This is a genomic window from Buttiauxella sp. BIGb0471 (assembly GCF_024807715.1).
Classification (GTDB): Bacteria; Pseudomonadota; Gammaproteobacteria; order Enterobacterales; family Enterobacteriaceae; genus Buttiauxella; species Buttiauxella agrestis.
Map to the genome: position 1 here is coordinate 573997 of NZ_JANUEU010000001.1, position 22601 is coordinate 596597.

The 22601-nt window shown below is 50.5% G+C and carries 20 protein-coding genes and 1 tRNA gene; 15 read left to right on the top strand and 6 right to left on the bottom strand.

Translation table 11 applies throughout. The features are described 5' to 3' along the window. Positions 1-104 precede the first annotated feature (104 nt). The gene (locus tag M2371_RS02625; protein ID WP_259266819.1) at positions 105-1079 is read right to left on the bottom strand and encodes an MDR family oxidoreductase; all 975 of its coding nucleotides are present in this window, start codon (positions 1077-1079) and stop codon (positions 105-107) included. 239 nt (positions 1080-1318) lie between these two features. Between M2371_RS02625 and M2371_RS02630 the strand changes: the two genes are divergently transcribed. The 4 genes from M2371_RS02630 to M2371_RS02645 are packed head-to-tail and all read left to right on the top strand — an operon-like array spanning position 1319 to position 4362. Beyond that, the gene (locus M2371_RS02630) at positions 1319-2305 is read left to right on the top strand and encodes an ABC transporter substrate-binding protein (RefSeq protein WP_259266820.1); all 987 of its coding nucleotides are present in this window, start codon (positions 1319-1321) and stop codon (positions 2303-2305) included. 9 nt (positions 2306-2314) lie between these two features. Beyond that, on the top strand, positions 2315-3094 hold the full coding sequence (locus M2371_RS02635) for an ABC transporter ATP-binding protein (RefSeq protein ID WP_172893762.1): 780 nt from the start codon (positions 2315-2317) through the stop codon (positions 3092-3094). Beyond that, a complete protein-coding gene (locus M2371_RS02640) occupies positions 3091-3849 on the top strand; it encodes an ABC transporter permease (protein WP_172893763.1) in 759 nt (252 codons plus the stop codon). The genes M2371_RS02635 and M2371_RS02640 overlap by 4 nt, the downstream gene beginning before the upstream one ends. 12 nt (positions 3850-3861) lie before the next feature. Next, a complete protein-coding gene (locus tag M2371_RS02645) occupies positions 3862-4362 on the top strand; it encodes a nucleoside deaminase (RefSeq protein WP_259266821.1) in 501 nt (166 codons plus the stop codon). 56 nt (positions 4363-4418) lie between these two features. Here M2371_RS02645 and cueP read toward each other — a convergent pair whose 3' ends face one another. After that, positions 4419-4961, bottom strand: coding sequence for a copper-binding periplasmic metallochaperone CueP (cueP, locus tag M2371_RS02650; RefSeq protein WP_259266822.1), 543 nt, complete (start codon positions 4959-4961; stop codon positions 4419-4421). A gap of 1457 nt (positions 4962-6418) precedes the next feature. Between cueP and M2371_RS02655 the strand changes: the two genes are divergently transcribed. Next, a complete protein-coding gene (locus M2371_RS02655) occupies positions 6419-6913 on the top strand; it encodes a molybdopterin-dependent oxidoreductase (RefSeq protein WP_172893766.1) in 495 nt (164 codons plus the stop codon). Between the two features lie 17 nt (positions 6914-6930). After that, positions 6931-8859, top strand: a complete 1929-nt coding sequence (locus M2371_RS02660) for a bifunctional diguanylate cyclase/phosphodiesterase (RefSeq protein WP_259266823.1) — start codon at positions 6931-6933, stop codon at positions 8857-8859. 45 nt (positions 8860-8904) lie between these two features. Here M2371_RS02660 and catA read toward each other — a convergent pair whose 3' ends face one another. Then, positions 8905-9564: a type A chloramphenicol O-acetyltransferase gene (catA, locus tag M2371_RS02665; RefSeq protein ID WP_172893768.1), complete on the bottom strand. Its 660-nt coding sequence runs from the start codon at positions 9562-9564 to the stop codon at positions 8905-8907. Between the two features lie 475 nt (positions 9565-10039). On the opposite strand from catA, the gene M2371_RS02670 reads away from it, so the two are divergent. Beyond that, the gene (locus M2371_RS02670) at positions 10040-10522 is read left to right on the top strand and encodes a glutathione peroxidase (protein WP_259266824.1); all 483 of its coding nucleotides are present in this window, start codon (positions 10040-10042) and stop codon (positions 10520-10522) included. A 71-nt stretch (positions 10523-10593) separates the two neighbouring features. On the opposite strand, the gene M2371_RS02675 is transcribed toward M2371_RS02670, so the two are convergent. Together M2371_RS02675 and M2371_RS02680 are read right to left on the bottom strand one after the other, a co-directional pair. Next, positions 10594-11292, bottom strand: a complete 699-nt coding sequence (locus tag M2371_RS02675; protein ID WP_259266825.1) for an RluA family pseudouridine synthase — start codon at positions 11290-11292, stop codon at positions 10594-10596. Between the two features lie 137 nt (positions 11293-11429). Then, a tRNA-Asn gene (locus M2371_RS02680) sits at positions 11430-11505 on the bottom strand. Positions 11506-12035: 530 nt separating this feature from the next. Between M2371_RS02680 and M2371_RS02685 the strand changes: the two genes are divergently transcribed. From M2371_RS02685 to M2371_RS02715, 7 genes are all read left to right on the top strand, one after another. Further along, positions 12036-13157, top strand: a complete 1122-nt coding sequence (locus M2371_RS02685; RefSeq protein WP_034496440.1) for a branched-chain amino acid ABC transporter substrate-binding protein — start codon at positions 12036-12038, stop codon at positions 13155-13157. Between the two features lie 139 nt (positions 13158-13296). Then, positions 13297-14211 (top strand): ABC transporter permease subunit, encoded by a 915-nt coding sequence (locus M2371_RS02690; RefSeq protein ID WP_034496437.1) that lies wholly within the window; start codon positions 13297-13299, stop codon positions 14209-14211. A gap of 10 nt (positions 14212-14221) precedes the next feature. After that, positions 14222-15514, top strand: a complete 1293-nt coding sequence (livM, locus tag M2371_RS02695; protein WP_259266826.1) for a high-affinity branched-chain amino acid ABC transporter permease LivM — start codon at positions 14222-14224, stop codon at positions 15512-15514. Beyond that, positions 15511-16386, top strand: a complete 876-nt coding sequence (locus M2371_RS02700; RefSeq protein WP_034496433.1) for an ABC transporter ATP-binding protein — start codon at positions 15511-15513, stop codon at positions 16384-16386. The genes livM and M2371_RS02700 overlap by 4 nt, the downstream gene beginning before the upstream one ends. Further along, positions 16383-17102 (top strand): ABC transporter ATP-binding protein, encoded by a 720-nt coding sequence (locus M2371_RS02705; RefSeq protein ID WP_259266827.1) that lies wholly within the window; start codon positions 16383-16385, stop codon positions 17100-17102. The genes M2371_RS02700 and M2371_RS02705 overlap by 4 nt, the downstream gene beginning before the upstream one ends. A 172-nt stretch (positions 17103-17274) precedes the next feature. Beyond that, a complete protein-coding gene (locus M2371_RS02710) occupies positions 17275-18717 on the top strand; it encodes an EmmdR/YeeO family multidrug/toxin efflux MATE transporter (RefSeq protein ID WP_172893773.1) in 1443 nt (480 codons plus the stop codon). Positions 18718-18966: 249 nt separating this feature from the next. Further along, positions 18967-20484, top strand: a complete 1518-nt coding sequence (locus M2371_RS02715; RefSeq protein WP_034496429.1) for an AbgT family transporter — start codon at positions 18967-18969, stop codon at positions 20482-20484. Between the two features lie 83 nt (positions 20485-20567). Here the strand turns inward: M2371_RS02715 and M2371_RS02720 are convergent, their stop codons facing one another. After that, on the bottom strand, positions 20568-21476 hold the full coding sequence (locus M2371_RS02720; protein ID WP_172893774.1) for a LysR family transcriptional regulator: 909 nt from the start codon (positions 21474-21476) through the stop codon (positions 20568-20570). Between the two features lie 111 nt (positions 21477-21587). Here M2371_RS02720 and M2371_RS02725 point away from each other — a divergent pair, with 111 nt between their 5' ends. Then, entirely contained in the window at positions 21588-22595 is a 1008-nt protein-coding gene (locus M2371_RS02725) for a zinc-binding alcohol dehydrogenase family protein (protein ID WP_259266828.1), read from the top strand. Positions 22596-22601 lie beyond the last annotated feature (6 nt).

A 22601-nucleotide genomic window follows, 5' to 3' on the forward strand; every position in this document is an offset into this window, starting at 1 on the left:
AGCCGAAATATGAGGGATCGAAGAACGTTCAGGTGAACGGAAAATCACCGTTCCGCCATAGGCATTCCCCCTCGGGTGAATGGAAAACTTCGATCCCTAAAAAATTAGCTAACTTTTACCAGCGTCCGCCCCTGAACCGCATTGTTCATAATGTCATCGGCAAATTTCGGTGCCTGCTCAAGCCCGATCTCCGTCGTCGCCGTTTCATAGAAACCCTCCGGCAGCAATTTGGCCAGACGCTCCCACGCGGCAATACGGCGCTCAATTGGCGCACTCACCGAATCCACACCTTGCAGGCGCACGTTACGCAGAATAAATGGCATCACAGTTGTTGGCAGCGAGAAACCACCTGCCAGACCACAGGCCGCAACACAACCGGAATAGTTCATCTGCGCCAGCAGTTTCGCCAGCACATTACCGCCGACGGTATCTACCGCACCGGCCCACACTTGTTTTTCCAGCGGGCGAGTTTCAGCAAATTCACTGCGCGGCAGAATGCGGCTGGCACCTAACTGGCGCAGATAGTCGTGAGTGGATTCACGACCAGAAACCGCCACCACTTGATAACCCAAAGCATGGAGCAAGGCGATGGCGGTGCTGCCCACGCCGCCGCTGGCGCCCGTTACCACCACTTCGCCACTTGCAGGGGTTACGCCTGCTTCTTCCAGTGCCATCACGCACAACATGGCGGTGAAGCCTGCTGTACCGACAATCATTGCTTTGCGTGCGGTTAAGCCCGCAGGCAGTGGCACCAGCCATTCGGATTTCACGCGTGCTTGTTCTGCCAGGCCGCCCCAATGATTTTCGCCCACGCCCCAGCCGGTCAATACGACTTCCTGACCTGCGCTGAAATTAGCATCATCGCTACTCGCCACGCGGCCTGCGAAATCAATCCCCGGCACCATCGGGAAGTTGCGGATGATTTTGCCTTTGCCGGTGATCGCCAGCGCATCTTTATAGTTCAGACTTGACCATTCAACGTTGACCAGCACATTTCCCAACTCTTCAGCCGGAACGGCAATTTGTTTTACTTCCGCCTGAGTCTGGCCTTCAACTTGTTCAAGTACGACTGCTTTCATAGTGAATCCTCATTCTATGAACCGGGTATTCCGGTTGAGATGTATCTGATGCCCAACACGGTATACCCGTCGCGCCTGAGAATAAAGAACACAGACCCCATTACTTGCGTAAACGCCTGCTTTTTAGCAGGTTATAAGATTTTCCTATTTTAACTTTTGACCCTGCCGCTCGTATGTTTGAAACAAAAGTTTCTAACTGTTGTGACAAACGTTTCACATTAGCCTTTAAGGAGATAAGCATGCGTATTTTACGACTGACGACCGCAGTAGCCCTGGCACTGGTAAGTGCGCATGCGAGCGCGCTGGATAAGCTCAAATTGCAGCTCGACTGGATGCCCAACGGCGGCGATAAAGCGTTCGTTTTTGTGGGTGTTCAGGAAGGGTTTTACGCCGAAGAAGGGCTGGATGTGACCATTTTACCGGGGCGGGGCAGCAGCGACACGCTGACCAAAATCGCTTCGGGTGCGGCGGATATCGGCACTGGCGGGATTGCGTCATTAATGATGGCGCAGGCCGAAGGCGGTATTCCAGTGAAAGCCATTATGAGCATCTACTCAAAACAGCCTGATGCGATTTACTCCTGGCAGGGTAGCGGCGTGACTGACATGAAAAGCCTGAAAGGCAAAACGTTGGGTATCCCGACGTTCTCAGCCTCGAACGCGCTATTGCCCATCATGCTGCAAAACAACGGCGTTGATCCTGACAGCGTAAAACAGATCAAAGCCGATCCTGGCACGCTGGTGCCGATGCTGGCGCAGGGGCGCGTTGACGGCGTGGTGGTGTGGTCAACCAACCGCCCGAGTATTGAAGCCACGCTGACTCAGGTCGGAAAAAAACCGTTTGAACTGGCGTGGACCGATTACGGCCTCGATGGTTATGGCCTGTCGTTTTTCGCTTCAGATAAATTAATTAATGAGAAGCCCGATGTGGTGGCGCGCTTCCTGCGGGCGGCGAAAAAGTCTATCGAGTTTAGCCTCGCGCACCCGGATAAAGCCGCGGCGGACCAAAAAGCCATGGTGCCAGAAGCTGACGTCGCGATGCTGGAAGCCGATTTCAATGTCACAAAACCGCTGATTAATAATGAAATCAGTCAGAAGGATGGGCTGGGCCAATTCGATCCGGTGCTGTTAAAACACACCTGGGAGTGGGTCGCAAAATCAATGAAATATCCGCTGGATAAAGTGAACCCGGAAACGCTGGTTGACCGTCGATATCTCGCTAAGTAAGGGAATGCCATGCAGCCTGTTATAGAGTTGAGTGATGTTAATCAAACGTTTATATCCGCCGATGGCACTCAGGTTACCGCGCTCGATAAAGTGAATCTGACGCTGCGCCGCCATGAATTTGTCTCGTTTATTGGCCCGTCAGGCTGCGGGAAATCGACCATCTTGCGTTTGATTGCCGGGCTGCTCAAACCAAGCAGCGGCGTGATTTCTGTTTATGGCAAGCCTGTGACCGAACCGCGTGACGAAATGGGTTTTGTGTTCCAGAAACCGACGCTGCTGCCGTGGCTTAACGTGCTCGATAACATCACCTTTCCGATGAAGCACAAATATGGTCGCGTCGATGCCAAAGATATTGCGCGTGGGCATGAACTGCTGGAAATGACCGGCCTGACGCACTTTGCAGGCAAACGCCCGGCGGAGCTGTCAGGCGGCATGCAACAACGCGTTTCCATCGCTCGTTCGCTGCTGCATGACCCGGATATTTTACTGATGGATGAGCCGTTTTCCGCTCTCGATTCCCTGACGCGTGATGAAATGAGCTTTGAATTAATGCGCATCTGGAACGAACGCCCGAAAACGGTGCTGTTCGTTACGCACTCGATTCAGGAGGCGCTGCTGCTTTCCGACCGGATTGTGGTGATGAGTGCGCGCCCCGGTCGGGTCAGTGAAATTATTGATGTGCCGCTGGTACGCCCAAGAAATGAAGAGACGCTGAACCATCCGCTGTTCCACGAGTTAACGGCGCAGATCCGCCACAAAGTATTTAGCCGTCGCAAGGAGCCTGTATGAGAGCGTTTCTGGAAAAGTACATCGCGCTGCTGGCGCTGGTGGTGGCGATTTTGATTTGGGAGGGAGCGTGTAAATTATTCGCCATTCCGGTGTTTATCCTGCCGTCGCCGTCGGCCATTTTTGCTTCTGTCAGCACGCTGGATGCCGGGCGTTGGTTGACGCATATTCTGGCGACGTTAAGCGTGGCGTTAAGCGGTTTCCTGCTGGCGATTGTGATTGCGCTGCCGCTTGCCATTGCTATTGTCAGCTCTAAATTGCTCGCCCGGCTGGTGTTACCGTGGCTGATTGTGATTCAGTCCACGCCGGTTGTGGCAATTGCGCCCATTATTGTCGTCACACTCGGTTCAGGTATGTTGCCACGGGTGGTGATCACCACGCTGATTTCCTTTTTCCCACTGGTGATTTCCACCGCCACGGGTATGACGTCAGTGCCTGCTGAGTTGCTCGAACTCTCGAAAACCCTGCGTGCGCCACGCAACCGCGAATACTGGCAAATCCGCATGCCTTATGCGGTGCCGTATATTTTCAGTGCGCTGAAAGTCGCAATTACGCTTTCGATCATCGGGGCGGTAGTCGCGGAGTTTGTCGCCGCCGATCAGGGGCTGGGTTATTTGATTTTGTTCAGCACCTCATCATTCAAAATCCCCCTGGCCTTCGCCAGTCTGTTCCTGCTGGTGGTGTGTAGTTTGACCCTTTATGGCCTGGTGAGCTGGTTGCAAAAACGCCTGTTCCCGTGGAGCCTTGATGCAAAATAAGGATGGAAAAACATGTCAGTAAAACGTGGGCCTGGGCCGAACAAAGAACAAATTTTACGCCACCTGCGCCGCTCTAATGCCGTGGCGCAGCGAGCGATTGCCCTCGGACATCATCCGTTTGGCGCGCTGTTAGTCGCGCCGGATAACGAAACTGTGCTGCTCGAGCAGTGCAATATCGACACCGTAAACCATGCGGAATCGACGCTTGCGCGAGTCGCCGCCACCAATTACACCGCCGAATATTTGTGGCAGTGCACGCTGTATACCGCCGTCGAGCCATGTTGTATGTGCGCGGGAACCGCGTACTGGGCGAACATCGGGCGGGTGGTTTTCGGCATGTACGAAAGCCAATTGCTGGAGGCGACAGGCAGCCACGAAGAAAACCCGACGATGAGCGTGTCGTCGAAATATGTTTTTGAGCATTGCCAGAAACCGGTGGAGTTGATCGGCCCGGTGCCGGAAATCATCGAAGAGACGAAGGCGATGCAGCAGGCGTTTTGGTCGACGCGGTAGGGGGAAAGGTCGGGTAAGCGTTAGCGCCACCCGACATTCACTCGATATTAAAACGCTTAACTCTGCAATGGCAGCGTGGTTAAACAGGTCTGGCTGTCTTGATGTGTCGCAATGGGCGCGCTGGCCGTTTTGCCCTGATAGTTCACTTCAATTGTGCCTTCGATATCACGAGGTAGCCACACGCCGACAAACCCGTTGGCGTGGCTGGTCATGCTTTTTTGCACCAGTATTTTGCCGCTTTTATCCGTCACTTTTACCTCAAATGGCGTATTCGCCAACTCTCCACGACAGCCCGACAGGCTGTGGTTAAAGCACGGGTGGGTTTGCGTCAGATACGGTGCGAATGACAGATAAAACTTATCGCCCAACGGGTAGCTGAACTGCTGCGTGCCATCGGATAATTTCAACTCGGTGCTGGTGATACCTGCGTTATAAGGCAGTGGACGCGCCTGCGTAGATCCGTCGATCGCCTCCACCATTTGCTCGGTCGTTTTACCGGCTAAACCGTGTGCTGCGAGAAATTCTGCATCAGATTGAGCGGCGATTGCAGAGCCACTGATGCTCAGTGCCAGCAATGCGAACAGTATATTTCGTTTCATCAATGATTCCTTTCTAAAGAGAGAGTTAAGCTACGGCAAACTCTAAACCTTCCTGTAAGGGGAGGGTCAAAAGGATATGCAAAACTTTACGTTTTATAGGGTTATTTGTAGTGATTATCTTCGGAGATTATTTATGACTTTACCCCGTAGCCCCACTTTTCTTCCTTTCCAAAATGACTGGCATCCAGCCGATATCATCGCCGCACTACGCAAAAAAGGCACTAGATTCGGCTGGTTTTGACTGTCCCTTATGTGCCAGGAGCGGACTTTGCTAGTAGGTCGGTACAATGAGTAGCGGGATATATCATTGTCGCTGTAAATAAAAACATGTTTTAAAAAACAGTATTGACCTTAAATCTCAAATGAGTAAATTAGTACTCAGCAGCACAATGAAAGTGGTTAGTAAGTTAGTGAATAGAAAGAAGTTCTGGGAAAGCCATTTTGCTTTACAGGCCACGAAGTTTGTTGTTTGGGATGTAGTTGCTTTCAGGCCTTGTAGTGATTGTGCTGGTTCGCAAAATGGTAGTGTTAGCGCGACGATGTAAGGCCTTGTTTTTTTGTTGATGCTAACGGTTTCGTTTGTTAATGGTAACCGTATTAGCAACGGGCAACGCATCAAAGAGTATATGTCGCGATGGGTGATGTGCTTGTTTAAGTTGCCACGCTTAGGTTCTGAAAGCGCAGGCAGGTGTATGACGAGATAAATAAAGGGAGGATTTTTAGTATTAATGCCCAATATTATCTGTAGTAAACGGGTACATTTGAAAGCAGTATAAATAGCAGTATCATTTTATTAAGTCCATTAATGTTAAATCTGAAGTCTGTAGCACCTTAAAAGCCCTGGCTGCAATGGTCAGGGCTTTTAAGATTACTCCCTCCTTTGAATTGTAAGTTCTCCCAATAAATCATTAATAAAACTAACCTTGCTAATTTCCCCAGATGATCCCCGATGTCTTATCGGTTTGGCTGCGCTTAATCAAGGTAAGCACGCTGTGATCTTCTCCCCATTGATCGTGTTTCCTCAATGGTTCTAGAAATGCTCTCATGTCGTGGCCAATTTTTGTCGGCCACTTCAGTATGAAAAAACGATGGTCTTTCCAGGCACTTTTGGATCATTGCTTCGCTTCGAACTCCTCTATGTACCAGTAGCTGACAATTGCTTTAGAGAAATTCACGCCGGCTCATAAATAAATAAACCTTTATATTGCTGTGTGTTTATTTTAGTCGTGTAAACAGTTGGTTTTTTTTTGTACAGATGAAGCGCTTTTTATGTGTATGTCAAATAACAGTATCGATTTTTTTAATCAATATAAAAATAAAGTGTTTTTTAACCACTTGATTTTAATGAATTAAAATATTAGCGAGATGATTGCATCAACAATAGATCCGGAGCATATATAAATAGCACAGTAACTAAATTATAATTCTTTAACATCCGGTTGATATACGAGGTCAGAATGCGGTTAATTGTCATGCTGTTAAGCTTTGCGCTCTCCACACAGGTCTGGGCGGGTGAATTTTCCAGACCTGCCGGTAAAATCCTTTTAACGCTCTCTGGTAATATCGAAAATACAAATGAAGGTGGAAAAGCCGTTTTTGATCTCGCCAGCCTTGAGAAACTGGGGATGGTCAGCTTTCAGACCACTTCTCCCTGGTATGATGGCCGTACAACATTTACGGGTATTCCACTGCAAAAGCTCATGGATTATGTCGGGGCGAAAGGTTCTGTTGTAAAGGTCACTGCGCTCAATGACTACACCACTGAAATCCCCCTCAATGATTTTAAGAAATACAACGTTATCCTTGCTTTAAAAATCAACGGAGAATATATGCGTATCCGTGATAAAGGCCCGCTGTTTGTTGTTTACCCCTATGACAGCCTGCCTGAGCTGAATAATCAGATTTATTATTCAAGGTCAGCCTGGCAGGTCAGCAGAATGAATATTGAGTAAGGGGTCTGAAGACCAACATGAACAGAATTCTGGCTGGCATCATTTGTTTCCTTTTTATATCTACCGGGTATATCTCTTTCCTTGTGCATGAAAGGCAACAAGAGTTACAGAAACTGACTCACTACGCCGCTTCGTGGTCTGCTGCACAGATGGTATCAGAGTATTACCGGTTCGAGTCGTTACTTGGTCTTTACACTATCGATGAAACGATGACGCTTGATGATGTGCGCATGCGTCTCGACATTATGCTCAGCCAGAGTGATTTAATGAAAGAAGGTGATCTGAGGGATTATATAGAAAGTAATAAAGCCCATCATGCACTGGCTCTACAGCTTGAAAAGACACTTGAGTATCTGGATATTCATCTTGAGAAAATGAACCGCTCAGAACTCCAGGCATATCTGAAAAGAATGCAGACGCTTGACCCACAACTAGCTCGTCTGTCGTCCGGCGCTTTAGACAAAGACATTAATTCAATTAATGACGCCAACCTCAAAATTAAAACCCTGTACTATATTTACTCAGCGACGTCTGTATTGTTGATAATAATGAGTGCAATACTCGGCGTGCTGATATTTTATCAAAACAGAAATATTCTGAAGGCGCATCTTCAGGTAAAGAGTCTTGCTGAAGCGCTGCAGGAATCTAAAGAAAAATTGCAAATCCAGAATACAAAGTTGGAGTATGACGTCTACCATGACTCTTTGACAGAGATGAATAACCGCCATTTTTTCTGGGGGAATTTAAATGAAACCATCGAGAACGCAGTAAAAAGCAATAATTCTGTGAATGTGATGTTGTTTGATTTAGATCGATTCAAGGAGGTCAATGATACGTATGGTCATGATGTCGGTGATATGTTATTACGCCAGATATCACACCGTCTTATTTCAATGGGCCTGACTTCCGATACGCTTTATCGTTTAGGCGGGGATGAGTTTGCGTTTCTCTCCAGTGGCCTGACGGAGAGCAGTGCCGTTTCACAAGCCCAAAAAATATGCAATATAATCAGCCAGCCCTACACTATTAATAATACGATTATCAATATAACCACCAGTGTCGGTATTGTCGTCTCAGACACTGAACGCCGCTCCGACTATCTTTATAAATTTGCCGATCTGGCCCTTTATGAAGCCAAAAAGGAAGGCGCTGGTAAGATAAAAGTCTTCCGGCAATGGATGTTAGATAAGCTGCAAGAAAGCCGAACCCTTGAGCATGATATGGCACTGGCGTTAGTGAATAAAGAATTCGTGGTTTACTATCAGCCAATTGTCGATTCTTTCAGCCAGGAAATTTACAGTTATGAAGCCCTTATTCGATGGATTCATCCTCAGAAGGGGCTCCTGTCGCCGGACAGCTTTATTCCTGTGGCTGAAAAAACAGGAATGATTAACGAGATGGGGAAATTGGTGCTTGAAATGGCCTGCCGGGAAGCCGCTTCCTGGGTGATTCCGACTAAAATTTCAGTCAATGTCTCTCCTGTCCAGCTAAGCAGTAAAACCTTTGCCGGAATGGTGTTGTCCATTCTGAACGAAACAGGACTTCCCGCTGAGCGTCTTGAACTGGAAGTGACAGAATCCTCTCTCTTTACTGAGAGCAATACGCCGATGAATACGCTTAACAGGCTACGGGCTCTGGGGGTGAAAATCTCCCTCGATGATTTTGGTACCGGTTATTCTTCTCTTTCGCGCCTCAGCAGGCTTGCCTGCGATAAAATCAAAATAGACAAATCCTTTGTGCATTCAATATCGACACAGGAAGACGCCCTTAATATTATCCGGCTCATCATCGGCATGGCGAAATCCCTCAATATGAAGTCCGTTGCGGAAGGTGTTGAAACACAGGAGCAACTGGAAAGCCTTCAGTTGCTGGGCTGTGATTTCATACAAGGCTATCTGTTTGGTAAACCTCAGCCTTATGTAGATGGGAAAATCAGATACGGTTAAATGGAGGTCTTCAATACTTCTGGCGCATCAAGCATTGAGTTCCTCTCAAAGGTGCTTGATGCCATCACTCATCTCTTGTAACTCATTGATCAGTCTTGCTACATGGAACCCATCGCACACGGAATGATGTACCTGAACAGCGAGAGGCAACAGTACTTTTCCATCTTGTTTGTAGTATTTTCCAAGAGTGAACATGGGGGCAAAAAAGTTCTGCATGTTAGCAACATTAATATTAAAACTGGTGAAACTTACCCAAGGAATAGCCGATACGAAAAAGATATTTTCCCGCGACTCCCCCTTAGGCCAATAAGAAAGGTTATTACCATAACGTGCAACGTCTTCTGAATAAACGTCCTGGAAGTGCTGAATATTGCCATCGTAGTGACTCCATAATGATGAAAAGGTCTCCGTTTCATTATGGAAAATGGTATAGCTTGGATGAATTTCATTCCATATAACTAACTCATTATTCTTTATAGCCATACGGAACTCCGCATGACTGTTTACGATTTTAGAAAGGAGGAAAATAATAGTAGGGTAAAATTTCCAGCCGGCTTCCCTTATATGTTTTAGCAGTTCGGTAATATCTATCAGGACAGTTTGGTTAATTGTACTTTGAGCAAATGACTGGAATACCTCAAAATGCTCCTTCCTTGCCCAACGAGACAAGTCAACAGGTGTATATTCCAGGGTTGTTTTTTCCATTTTTTAACCTTTGATTATAAATTATATATCCGATGTTAGTCTAAGTTTTATTATGAATTATGCAAGCCTATAGAACCAAACTATTTTGGTAGTGAACGCATTTTTGTGAGTAGCGCATCCTTATACAGAAGGGAAGGGGGAAAACATTTAATATATCAGATAATAAATGTAAGTTGCGCAATCTACAGGTGTTTGCCTATCGGCAAATAAGTATGGAGTAACGGCATATTAGTTGTTCATTTGACCAGATTTAGTATTCCACTTCAGCTTCACCCACATCGCAGTCAGATGATGACACGATGTTTGGTTTCGTGCCAAAACGCGCACCACTAACATCATGGTGTATTGATCAGCGGGGAGCACATCAAAGGTCGCCTGTTTGTTGTTCTTTTCGTTCGACTTTGCAAAGATGTATTGCTTACGATTCCAGACCTGCCGCGTAATCAGCAACAGGTTCTGCTTTGAGGATTCCGATATGACCCCCTTTCATCAACTTACAGCCACCAGTCTGGGCGGCCAGCTTATCTCTTTTGACGACTACGCAGGTAAGGTGGTTCTGGTCGTGAATACCGCCAGCCATTGCGGCTTCACTAAACAATACGCTGGCCTTGAAGCACTCTACAAAAAGTACGCCACCCATGGCTTGGTGGTGCTTGGTTTTCCCTGCAACCAGTTCGGTAAACAGGAACCCGGCGGCGGCGCCGAAATCGCGCAGACCTGTCACATTAACTACGGTGTGAGTTTCCCGATGTTCGAGAAAGTAGAGGTCAACGGAACCGCTGCGCACCCGGTGTTCCGTTATCTGAAAAACGAATTGCCCGGCGTGCTGGGGAGACGGATCAAGTGGAACTTCACTAAGTTCCTGGTCGGACGCGATGGTAAACCGCTCAAACGTTTCGCACCGTTCACCACCCCGGAGAAAATGGAAGCCGCAATCCTTGCAGCACTGGAAATCTAAGTGTTTCGGTCATTTAGCGTAAACAAAGCCAACACAAAAAGGAGACCTTGCTTAAAACACAGAGTCCTTACTCAAAACGGACTCGCATGGCGCGCTTTAATCAACTCACCACTAACCGGGTGAACAAAATCCAGCTCACTGGCGTGCAGCATCAGCCGCGGGGTGTGTTCAGTTCCTGGCAACAGAAGGCCGCCGTACAAGTCGCAGCCCAAAATAGGGTGGCCCAATTGCTGGCAGTGAATGCGAAGTTGATGAGTACGCCCGGTTTCCGGGGTAAGTTCTACCCGCGTCAATGGCAGTAACGCCCCGTCTTCCCGCTCATGGTAAAAGCGTTCAACGACCCGATAGCCAGAACGTGCAGGCTTGCCGTTGATGGCGCAAATCGACATGAGCGGGAACAGCGCTGGATCTTTGGCAATTGCTGCGTCTATCACCCCGTCGTTGTCGCTCACATGCCCACAGAGCAGTGCGCTGTAGACTTTGGTGACTGCGCGCTGGCTGAATTGTTGGCATAGAGCGGCGTTGATAGCTTTATTGCGCGCAATCACCATCAGCCCGGAAGTCCCGAAATCCAGGCGATGTACCAGGGTGCAGCCGGGGAATTCTTGTACCAGACGATGATGCACTGAATCGAGATTTTGCGGGTTTTTCCCCGAGAGGCTGAGTAACCCGGTAGGTTTATTGATCAATACCAGGTGTTCGTCCTGATAGAGCGTCTCAATCTGCTCATGGCACGGCGGGGCAATAAAATTATCGATAATGGTAGACATCAGACTGCCTGGACGGAGAGTGGAAGCGGATGATAGCGAACTTTAAACCGACAGGCGAATTGGGTTATTCGGCTTTTAGCCCCAATCATCAGTCACAAAAAAAGCCTGCTTAGTTTCCTAAGCAGGCTTTTCGAATTTGGCTCCTCTGACTGGACTCGAACCAGTGACATACGGATTAACAGTCCGCCGTTCTACCGACTGAACTACAGAGGAATTGTGTAACGGGGCGCATATTAACGAGAAGCAGGGGGCATGTCAAAGGGTTCGCGAAAAAGAATTTTGTTTGCTCTTTTTATAGTCAACTTGTTGAGTATTAAGGTGAATTGTCTTGGTCTTAATCATCCATTGCTCATTTCACGCAAACTCACCTCCTTAAGCATGACTAACCACATTATCAGTAAGCTCTTTATTGGTGCAAAGCGGCGTAATTCTCAACTTTTCTGCTTTATTGTTAAGCAGATGTGATCCCCGCTGTAATTTCAATCTGTCATACCGGGCCGCTTTCAACCGCACTCTATACTGACATATGTCGAAACAATGACATTCGGTTAACAACGTTGGCAACCATTTTGCTTAATGTTCAGGGCCGTGAAAATCGTAAGGATACCCCGTAAGGAAACCCCGCCGTAAATCACAGGATTTTGTCTGGATAGTCCAATTTGTACTCGTTCGTGTTTTTGCTTGTGAATGGTCTTAAACCGTTGTGCATAAACCTCTTTGCTTCTTTGCTAAGGAACATACAAATGTCGCTGAAATTAATCAGAAGTCCTCTTTCTCTTGTGTTGGCAGGTTGTCTGGTGACGGCATTCTCCGCCCAGGCCGATATTGTGATTGGTGTTGCCGGGCCATTCACCGGGCCGAATGCCACTTATGGCGATCAATACTGGCATGGCGCGACGCAGGCCGCTGAAGATATCAACGCCGCAGGCGGGATTAACGGCGAAAAAATCAAACTGGTTCAGGGCGATGATGCTTGTGAGCCGAAACAGGCGGTGTCCGTCGCTAACCGATTAGTGGATCAGGATAAAGTGAAAGCCGTGGTCGGCCATTTCTGTTCATCTTCTACAATGCCTGCGTCCGAGGTGTATAACGACGCCGGGATCCTCGCTATCACCCCGGGGTCAACGAACCCGCTTATCACCGAGCGCAAGATGAACGATATGTTCCGCATGTGCGGGCGTGATGACCAGCAAGGGAAGGTCGCCAGCGATTTCATTATTGATAAGCTCAAAGCCAAACGCGTGGTGATCATCCACGATAAAGACACTTACGGGCAGGGGCTGGCCGATGCGACCAAAGCCGCGCTCGCCAAACGTGGCGTCAACGATGTGATGTATGAAGGTTTGTCGCGCGGCGAAAAAGACTTTAACGCGCTGGTGACTAAAATCAGTGCGCAAAAACCCGACGTGGTGTTCTTCGGGGGTTGCCATCCGGAAGCCGGACCGCTGGTGCGCCAGATGCGTGAGCAGGGTGTGCAGGCCAAATTCTTCTCCGGTGACTGTATCGTAAACGAAGAGATGGTCACCGCCGCAGGCGGCCCACAATATACCAACGGTATCTACATGACCTTCGGGAAAGATCCGCGTTTGATCCCGGACGGCAAAGCCGTTATCGATAAATTCCGCTCCAGCAAATTCGAGCCAGAAGGCTACACCCTCTATTCCTACGCATCCGTTCAGGCAATTGCTGCGGCCTTCAAAGCCACAGGCGGCACCGATTCCGCCAAAGCCAGCGCCTGGTTAAAAGCCAATCCGGTGGATACCGTGATGGGTAAAAAAGCCTGGGATGAGAAGGGCGACTTAAAAGTCTCGGATTATGTGGTTTATCAGTGGGATGCGCAGGGTAAATACAAAGAAGTTCAATAATATCGGGATTTGTAGGGGGGATAAGCGTTAGCGTCATCCACCATTTACGCCTGTCATTGCAGGAGAAAGTGTCGGGTGACGCGGCGCTTACCCGACCTACAAAAGAAGTTTGTCCGCCACCAAAAGAGACTGCCAAACTATGGATGCCTTCTTCCTGCAACAATTGATAAATGGCTTAACGCTAGGGTCCGTTTACGGGTTGATAGCCATCGGCTACACCATGGTTTACGGCATTATTGGCATGATCAACTTCGCGCACGGCGAAGTGTATATGATCTCCGCATATCTGTGCGCCATCGGCCTGGCGCTGCTGTCGTTCTTCGGCATTCACTCGTTCCCGTTATTAATCCTCGGCACGCTGGTATTCACCATTGTGGTGACGGGCGTATATGGCTGGACGATTGAGCGTATCGCCTACAAACCGCTGCGCAACTCCACACGTTTAGCGCCGCTGATTTCCGCAATCGGCATGTCGCTCATCCTGCAAAACTACGCGCAAATCAGCCAGGGGCCGCGTCAGCAGGGCATTCCTACCATGCTTGATGGCGTGTTCCGCTTCCATATTGGTGAAGGTTTTGTGCAAATCACCTACACCAAAGTGTTTATTTTGATTGCCTCGTTTGCCGGCATGCTGTTGCTCACCTGGATCATCGGCAACACACGTCTGGGGCGCATGTGCCGCGCGGTGCAACAGGACCGCAAAATGGCCTCGATTCTGGGGATTAACACCGACCGAATTATCTCGATTGTATTTGTGATTGGCGCGTCGATGGCTGGGCTGGCGGGCGTGTTAATCACCATGAACTACGGCACTTTCGATTTCTACGCCGGGTTTATCATCGGCATAAAAGCGTTCACTGCGGCGGTGCTCGGGGGGATTGGCTCATTACCCGGCGCGATGTTAGGCGGCCTGATTCTGGGGATTGCCGAGGCGCAATTCTCCGGCATGGTGAATTCTGATTATAAAGATGTCTTCTCGTTTGGGTTGCTGGTGGTGATCCTCATTTTCCGGCCACAAGGGCTGCTTGGTCGCCCGATCGTTGCCAAAGTGTGAGGGAGCAAAAATGACAGCAGAAACGGTATTGCATGAAGGTTTTTCCCTCAAGCGTTGCTTGCTGGACGCGGTTTTCGCAGGCCTGGTGGCGTTAATCATTTTTGGCCCGATTGTCGGTGTGGTGCTGGATGGTTACAGTTTTAACTTCGACGGCCAGCGCCTGGTAATGATTGTCGCGGCGGTAATGGCCGGGCGTTTTCTGTTGAGCGCTTTCTTGACAACCGGAGTGGGAACCCGCTTTCTCAGCCGCTTTGAAACTGATAACTCAGGTGTGTATGTGCGCCCGCCGGACTATAAAAGTCGTCTGCGCTGGATAATCCCGCTGGTGTTGGTGCTGGCGGTTTGCTTCCCGTTTGTCGCCACCAAATATGTGCTGACAGTGGCGATTCTCGGGCTGATCTATGTTCTGCTCGGTTTAGGTCTAAATATCGTCGTTGGCCTCGCCGGATTGCTGGATTTAGGGTACGTCGCATTTTATGCCATAGGCGCGTATGGCCTGGCGCTCGGCTACCAGTACCTCGGTTTGGGTTTCTGGTCGATGCTGCCGCTTTCGGCACTGATGGCGGCGGCGGCGGGCGCGCTGCTCGGTTTCCCGGTGTTGCGTATGCATGGCGATTACCTGGCGATTGTGACCCTGGGCTTCGGGGAAATTATCCGCCTGGTGCTCAATAACTGGCTGACGTTTACCGGTGGCCCGAACGGGATTTCCGCACCGCCTCCCACGCTATTTGGCCTGGAATTTGGGCGGCGCGCAAAAGAAGAAGGTGGCGTGCCGTTCCACGAATTCTTCCATCTCACCTATAACCCCAATCTGAAGTTTATCTTTATCTACGCCATTCTGGTGCTGGTGGTGTTGCTGGTGCTGTACATCAAACACCGCCTGACGCGCATGCCGATTGGTCGTGCCTGGGAAGCGCTGCGTGAAGATGAAATTGCCTGTCGATCTATGGGGCTGAACCACGTGCTGGTGAAGCTCTCTGCTTTCACCCTCGGCGCTTCCACCGCAGGGATTGCCGGCGTTTTCTTCGCCACTTATCAGGGCTTTGTTAACCCGACATCGTTTACTTTCTTTGAATCGGCATTGATTCTCGCCATTGTCGTCCTCGGCGGAATGGGCTCGACGATTGGCGTGGTGCTGGCGGCGTTTGTGCTGACGGTGACGCCAGAATTGCTGCGCAGTTTTGCAGAGTATCGCGTGCTGCTGTTTGGCATGTTAATGGTGGTGATGATGATCTGGCGGCCACGCGGCCTGATTCGTATCAACCGCAGCGGCTATGTGGTGCGAAAGGGAGTAGCGCCATGAGCGAAATGATTTTAAGCGTCGAGCATTTAATGATGCATTTTGGCGGAATAAAGGCGCTAAACGATGTGAATCTTGAAGTGCGACGTGGCTCGATTACCGCGCTAATCGGCCCTAACGGCGCGGGCAAAACCACGGTTTTTAACTGTCTGACGGGGTTTTACAAGGCCTCCGGCGGCAATATTTTATTCAATACGCGCGACAAAACCACCAATGTGATTCAGATACTCGGGCAGAAATTCCAGCCCGGTGACTGGATAAACCCGGCGCAATTAGGCTCGCGTCTGTTCTACAAAATGTTCGGCGGCACGCATCTGGTGAACCGCGCCGGGCTTGCGCGAACCTTTCAGAATATCCGTTTGTTCCGCGAAATGTCGGTAGTGGAAAACCTATTGGTGGCGCAGCACATGCAGGTGAACCGCAATTTACTCGCCGGGGTGCTGAACACGCCCGCCTATCGCCGCGCCGAAAGCCGCGCGCTGGATCGCGCGTTTTACTGGCTTGAAGTGGTTGAGCTGGTGGATTGCGCCAATCGCCTGGCGGGTGAGATGTCATACGGGCAACAGCGACGGCTCGAAATTGCCAGGGCGATGTGCACCGCGCCGGAGATGATCTGCCTGGATGAACCGGCGGCGGGTCTGAACCCGGTGGAAACGCGCACGCTGAGTAAAATTATCCGCTTCCTGCGTGACCATCACGACATCACCGTTTTACTGATTGAACACGATATGGGCATGGTGATGGAAATTTCCGACCACATTATCGTGCTCGACCACGGGGATGTGATTGCCGAGGGCAAACCTGAGCAAATCCAACACGATGAGAAAGTGATTGCCGCCTATCTGGGCACCGACGAAGACGAGGTCAGTGTATGAGTGAGGCGATGCTGGAGTTTCGCAATGTGGACGTGTATTACGGTGCGATTCAGGCGTTAAAACAGGTTTCGTTGCAGGTTAACGAAGGGGAAACCGTGGCGCTGATTGGCGCAAACGGGGCCGGGAAATCGACGTTATTGATGTCGATCTTTGGCCAGCCGCGCATACGTGGCGGGCAAATCCTGTTTCGCGGCGACGACATCAGCCATAAATCGACGCACTTCGTGGCGTCCGGCGGCATTGCGCAAGCACCGGAAGGGCGACGCATTTTCCCGGATATGACGGTCGAAGAAAACTTGCTGATGGGCACGATTCCCATCGGGGATCGATACGCCGCGCAGGATCTGCAAACCATGTTTGATCTGTTCCCACGTTTGAAAGAGCGCCGCAAACAGCGGGCGATGACCATGTCCGGTGGCGAGCAGCAAATGTTGGCGATTGCCCGCGCACTGATGAGCCGCCCTAAATTATTACTTTTAGACGAACCGAGCCTGGGCCTGGCACCGATTGTGGTGAAACAAATCTTCCAGACGCTGCGTGAATTAGCGCGTAACGGCATGACGATTTTTCTGGTGGAGCAAAACGCGCACCACGCGCTGAAACTTTCTGACCGCGGATATGTGATGGCAAACGGGCAAATCAGGTTGAGCGGCAGCGGCGAGGAGTTGTTGGGGAATGAGGAAGTGCGCAAGGCGTATTTGGGTGGTCACGGTTGAGATTTTGCCGGATGACGCTGCGCTTATCCGACCTGCGGTTTGGTTTTGTAGGGTGGATAAGCGTAGCGTCATCCACCGTGATTTCAACGAATATACAAAAAACTCTTTGCAGGATAACGATTTGTAAATCATTATTTGAAATGTGGTTTCACTTCTCCCCCCAAGGTCAATCTTGAACTTACAAGCAGCACTTCGCCAGCGCGTGGCTAAAACACGCTGGTACGCCAAACGAAAAAGCTATCGAGTCCTGTTCTGGCGCGAAATTACACCCCTTGCGGTGCCTATCTTCCTGGAAAACACCTGCGTTTTATTGATGGGGGTTTTAAGCACCTTCCTGGTGAGTTGGCTGGGAAAAGAGGCGATGGCAGGCGTCGGGCTGGCCGACAGCTTCAACATGGTGATCATGGCGTTCTTCGCCGCAGTCGATCTCGGCACGACGGTGGTGGTTGCCTTCAGTCTTGGCAAGCGTGACCCGAAACGGGCGCGTGATGCGGCACGTCAGTCACTGATATTAATGACGATTATCGCCATCGGTCTGGCAGCGGGTATTCACCTGGCGGGTGAGCATGTCGTAAACGTTATCGCCGGAGCGGCAACGCCAGAAGTTAAGGCGCTGGCACTTTCCTACCTGCAAACCACGGTGTGGAGTTACCCGGCGGCGGCGATTGCGCTTATCAGCAGCGGCGCGTTGCGTGGGGCAGGGAATACCAAAATCCCGTTATTAATTAACGGCGGGATGAACATTCTCAACATTATTATCAGTAGCATCCTGATTTACGGCGCGATGGGCTGGAACGGGCTGGGATTTTTTGGTGCAGGACTGGGCTTAACCATTTCGCGCTATATCGGTGCGCTCGCTTTTGTTTATGTGTTAGTGGCGGGTTTTGCGCCGTCGCTGCGCATCTCGCTGAAAAGTTATTTCCGGCCTCTCAAAGTCGGCATTTTATGGGAAGTGCTGGGGATTGGTATTCCGGCGAGCATTGAGTCGGTGCTGTTTAATGCCGGGAAATTACTCACGCAAATGTTTGTCGCCGGTATGGGCACCAATGTGATTGCCGGTAACTTTATCGCGTTCTCCATTGCGGCATTAATTAACTTACCCGGCAACGCCCTGGGTTCGGCATCGACCATTATTGTCGGCAAGCGTCTGGGGAAAGGGCAAATTGGACAGGCCGAAAGGCAACTGCGCCATGTGTTCTGGCTATCCACTCTGGGCCTGACGATCATCGCCTGGGGAACAGCACCATTCGCCGGATTGATGGCCTCGTTTTACACGCATGAAGATGACGTAAAAGAGGTGGTCAAAATCCTCATTTGGCTGAATGCCGCCTTTATGCCGATTTGGGCCGCGTCCTGGGTTTTACCTGCCGGGCTGAAAGGCGCTCGCGATGCCCGTTTTGCGATGTGGGTTTCAATGGCGAGCATGTGGGGTTGCCGCGTGGTGGCGGGCTACACGCTCGGTATCGTGCTGGGAATGGGCGTGGTCGGGGTGTGGATGGGGATGTTCTTCGACTGGACCGTGCGCGGCGTGCTGTTCTACTGGCGAATGGTCAGCGGCCGCTGGCTGAAAAAGTACCCGCGTCTCAAAAAAGAACCGCTTTCACAAACAGAATAAAGCTCTTACTGGACGCTTTTGAGCGATATCTTAATTGCCCTGTGTGTTGATTAAACTCACAGGGCAATTTTCATTTAAAAGCATGATATCTATCACTCTACTATGTCTCGTTTTGACTAGTAACGTAAAGTTACTAGCAGTGAAATATTCTAAAATGTTATTAATTGCTGCAAGCAATCACTTTGGTGAATATAACAGGAAGACGAGGTAGTGATGAGTACAACGACAAGGAACACGGAAGGTCGTCTGATGACAGGATTTCTCAACGCTGTTGAGAAAGCAGGGAACAAATTACCCGAACCCGCATTAATCTTTTTCTATTTTTTACTGGTCGTCATGGCGATGTCGGCGGTGCTTTCCACCGTTGATTTTGATGTCGTCAATCCTGTGACCAATGAAGCGGTCAGAATTAATAACCTGCTTTCGGCACAGGCGTTAACCGTCACTCTTTCCTCAATGGTGACCACGTTTACCACCTTTGCTCCGCTGGGGATCGTGCTGGTGGCGATGTTAGGTGTGGGTGTCGCAGAGAGTTCAGGCTTTATTAATACCGGCCTGAAAAAAATGTTGCGTGTCACGCCGAAGAAACTGTTAACCCCAATGATTATCTTCGTCGCGATGTTCAGCCACGTTGCAGCAGATGCAGGCTATGTGCTGGTTATTCCATTGGGCGCGATTATATTTATGTCTGCCGGTCGCCACCCGTTAGCGGGTATTGCGGCGGCATTTGCCGGGGTTTCCGGGGGCTTTGCGGCCAACATGGTGCCAACCGGTAACGATGCGTTGCTGCAAGGTTTTACCCAAACAGCCGCGCAGTTGTTGGACGGAACTTATACCGTCAACACATTGTGTAACCTGTTCTTCGGTATCGGTTCGACAGTGATGATTACGCTGGTTGGCTGGTGGGTGACGGAACGTATTGTTGAGCCACGCGTGTCTAAACTGGAGATCGACGGCGATTACCAACATAACGAAGATATGAGCAGCTACACCGCTGCGGAAAGCCGTGGTTTTAAAGTGGCAGGTCTGGTGATGCTTCTGGGGCTGGCAGGTCTTGCGGCGCTGGCATGGCCTGAAACGTCTCTGCTGCGTAGCCCGACGGATGGCTCGCTGACCAGCTATGGCGCGCCAATCATGAAATCCATCGTGCCATTGATTTTCCTGATCTTTATCATCCCAGGTATTGTCTACGGTTTTGTAGCTGGCACCTTTAGCCGCGGCAAAGATGTCATCGACGCGATGAACCAATCCATGAGCAAAATGGGTTCGTACATGGTAATGGCCTTCTTCTGCGCGATGTTTATCAAAGCATTTGGTGACTCCAACATCGGGACGCTGATTGCCCTGGCGGGTGCGGACGTGCTGAAAACCATGGCACTGCCGGGCGAAGCCACCATCATCGGTATGATTCTGCTCACCGCAGTGGTGAACATCCTGATTGGTTCGGCTTCGGCGAAATGGGCGCTGTTATCGCCCATTATGGTGCCAATGCTGATGGCTGTAGGGATTTCCCCGGAACTGACGCAGGCTGCGTTCCGTATTGGTGACTCAACCACCAACATTATTACGCCGCTGATGGTGTTCTTCCCGCTGGTGGTGGTGTATTGCCAGCGCTACGTGAAATCAACCGGTGTGGGTACGCTGGTGTCGATGATGATGCCTTACTCGGTCATCTTCTTTATCTGCTGGAGCATCTTCCTGCTGGTGTGGTGGGCAGTAGGTCTGCCGCTGGGTGTGAACGCGCCGTATACCTACCCGATTTCGTAGCACCGGTGGATGACGCTGCGCTTATCCACCCTACAATTGAAGTTTTGTAGGTCGGGCAAGCGCAGCGTCCCCCGACAAATTTGCTAAATTTTAAGACTCTGTAATATGTCACACCGCTGTTTAACCGCCTGATGCAACAACCGCACGGTGGTGGAAAGCTGTTTGCGATGCGGGCAAATCATATTCAGCGGCACGCTATCACCCTGATACTGCGGCAGAATAATCTTCAGGCGACCTTCGCTGACATCCTCACTGACATCCAGCCAGGATTTATAAGCAATCCCTTCGCCCGCGACCGCCAGGCGGCGAATCACTTCGGCATCGTCGCTCATCATGGCGCTTTTCACGGCTACATGATGCGTATCTCCATCCAGGCTTAACGTCCATTTGTCATAAACTCGTCCGCGAAGTGCGTAGGTTAGCGCATCGTGATGGGACAGTTCGCTGATGGTTTTGGGTTCGCCACAGCGGGCAATATAGGCCGGTGAGGCGACAACAACCCGCTGATTATGCGGTGCCAGGGGGAGTGACACGTACGACGCGTCATCGTTGTTGCCATAGCGGAAGGCGACATCCACCGGGTCTTTAAACACATCGGTGATTTGATCGGAGAACAGAATTTTCAGATGCAGTGCCGGGTGTTCGCGGCGAAAAGCCTGAAATATCCCCAGCAACATATTGCGCCCGAGGTCAGATGGCACCGCAATTTGCAGCACGCCACGCACTTCGTCGCTTGCGGGCTGGATTTGCTCGAGTCCACTTTCCAGGGTTTGCAGCGCGCTAATGGCATATGGCAACCAGGTTTCGCCTTCGGGAGTGAGCCGCAGGCTGCGGGTCGAACGGGCAAATAAACGGATATTCAGTGTTTGCTCGAGGCGCTTGATGGCCGTGCTGACCTGCGCAGGCTGCAATCCTGCCTCACGCGCGGTGTCGCTAAAACTGTTTAAAGCGGCGGCCCTGACAAACAAAGTGAGGTCTTCCAACCTGAGCATTTTAACTCTCCGAGTATAAGTGTTGTTTTCAAAGGGCTATTTTTCACCTGCGGCACACCTTGTACCATGAGTTCATTCACTCGCTGAACTCTTAATTCTCTGGAGCACACCATGAAAGCTATTGCTATTACTCAAGCCGCGCAGGCGGGCACTAATCTGGAATTTCTGGCTGAGATCACTTTACCGACACCTGTCGCCACAGGCCACGATTTGCTGGTGGAAGTGAAAGCAATTTCCGTAAACCCGGTTGATACCAAAGTCCGCGCCGGTTTTAAAGCTGACCAGCCACGTATTTTAGGCTGGGATGCGGTCGGCGTGGTGGTGGCAACCGGCGAAAAAGTCTCGCTGTTTAAGCCGGGCGATGAAATCTGGTATGCAGGTTCGTTGACTCGCCCTGGGAGCAACAGCGAATTCCAGTTGGTGGATGAGCGCATCGCCGCGCTGAAACCAAAATCCATTGATAACGCTTCCGCAGCGGCAATGCCGTTAACGGCGATCACCGCCTGGGAAATGCTGTTTGACCGCCTGGGTGTGAAAGAGCAGGGCAACGAATACGACGTGTTGCTGATTGTCGGCGCGGCGGGTGGCGTGGGTTCTATTCTCACGCAACTGGCCCGCAAGCTCACCAATATTACGGTTATCGGCACCGCGTCACGTCCGCAAAGCCAGAAATGGGTGTCCGATTTGGGGGCGCATCATGTTATCGACCATAGCAAACCGCTGACGGAAGAACTGGCGCGGATTGGCGTGAAGCACGTGACTCACGTTGCCAGCCTGAACCAGACCGATAAACATTACGCGCAGCTGATAGAAGCCCTGGCTCCGCAAGGCAAACTGGCGCTGATTGATGACCCGGAAACCCTGGATGCGCGTCCGTTAAAAGTGAAAAGCATTTCACTGCACTGGGAATTTATGTTCACCCGCTCCATGTTTGAAACCAGCGACATGATTGAGCAGCACCGTCTGTTGACCCGCGTGGCTGACCTGATTGACCAGAAAGTATTGCAGACGACGCTTGGCGAGCATTTCGGCACGATTAATGCCGCCAACTTGCGCCGCGCCCATGAATTAATTGAAACCAATCGTGCGGTCGGTAAAATCGTCCTCGAAGGCTTCTAATTACAT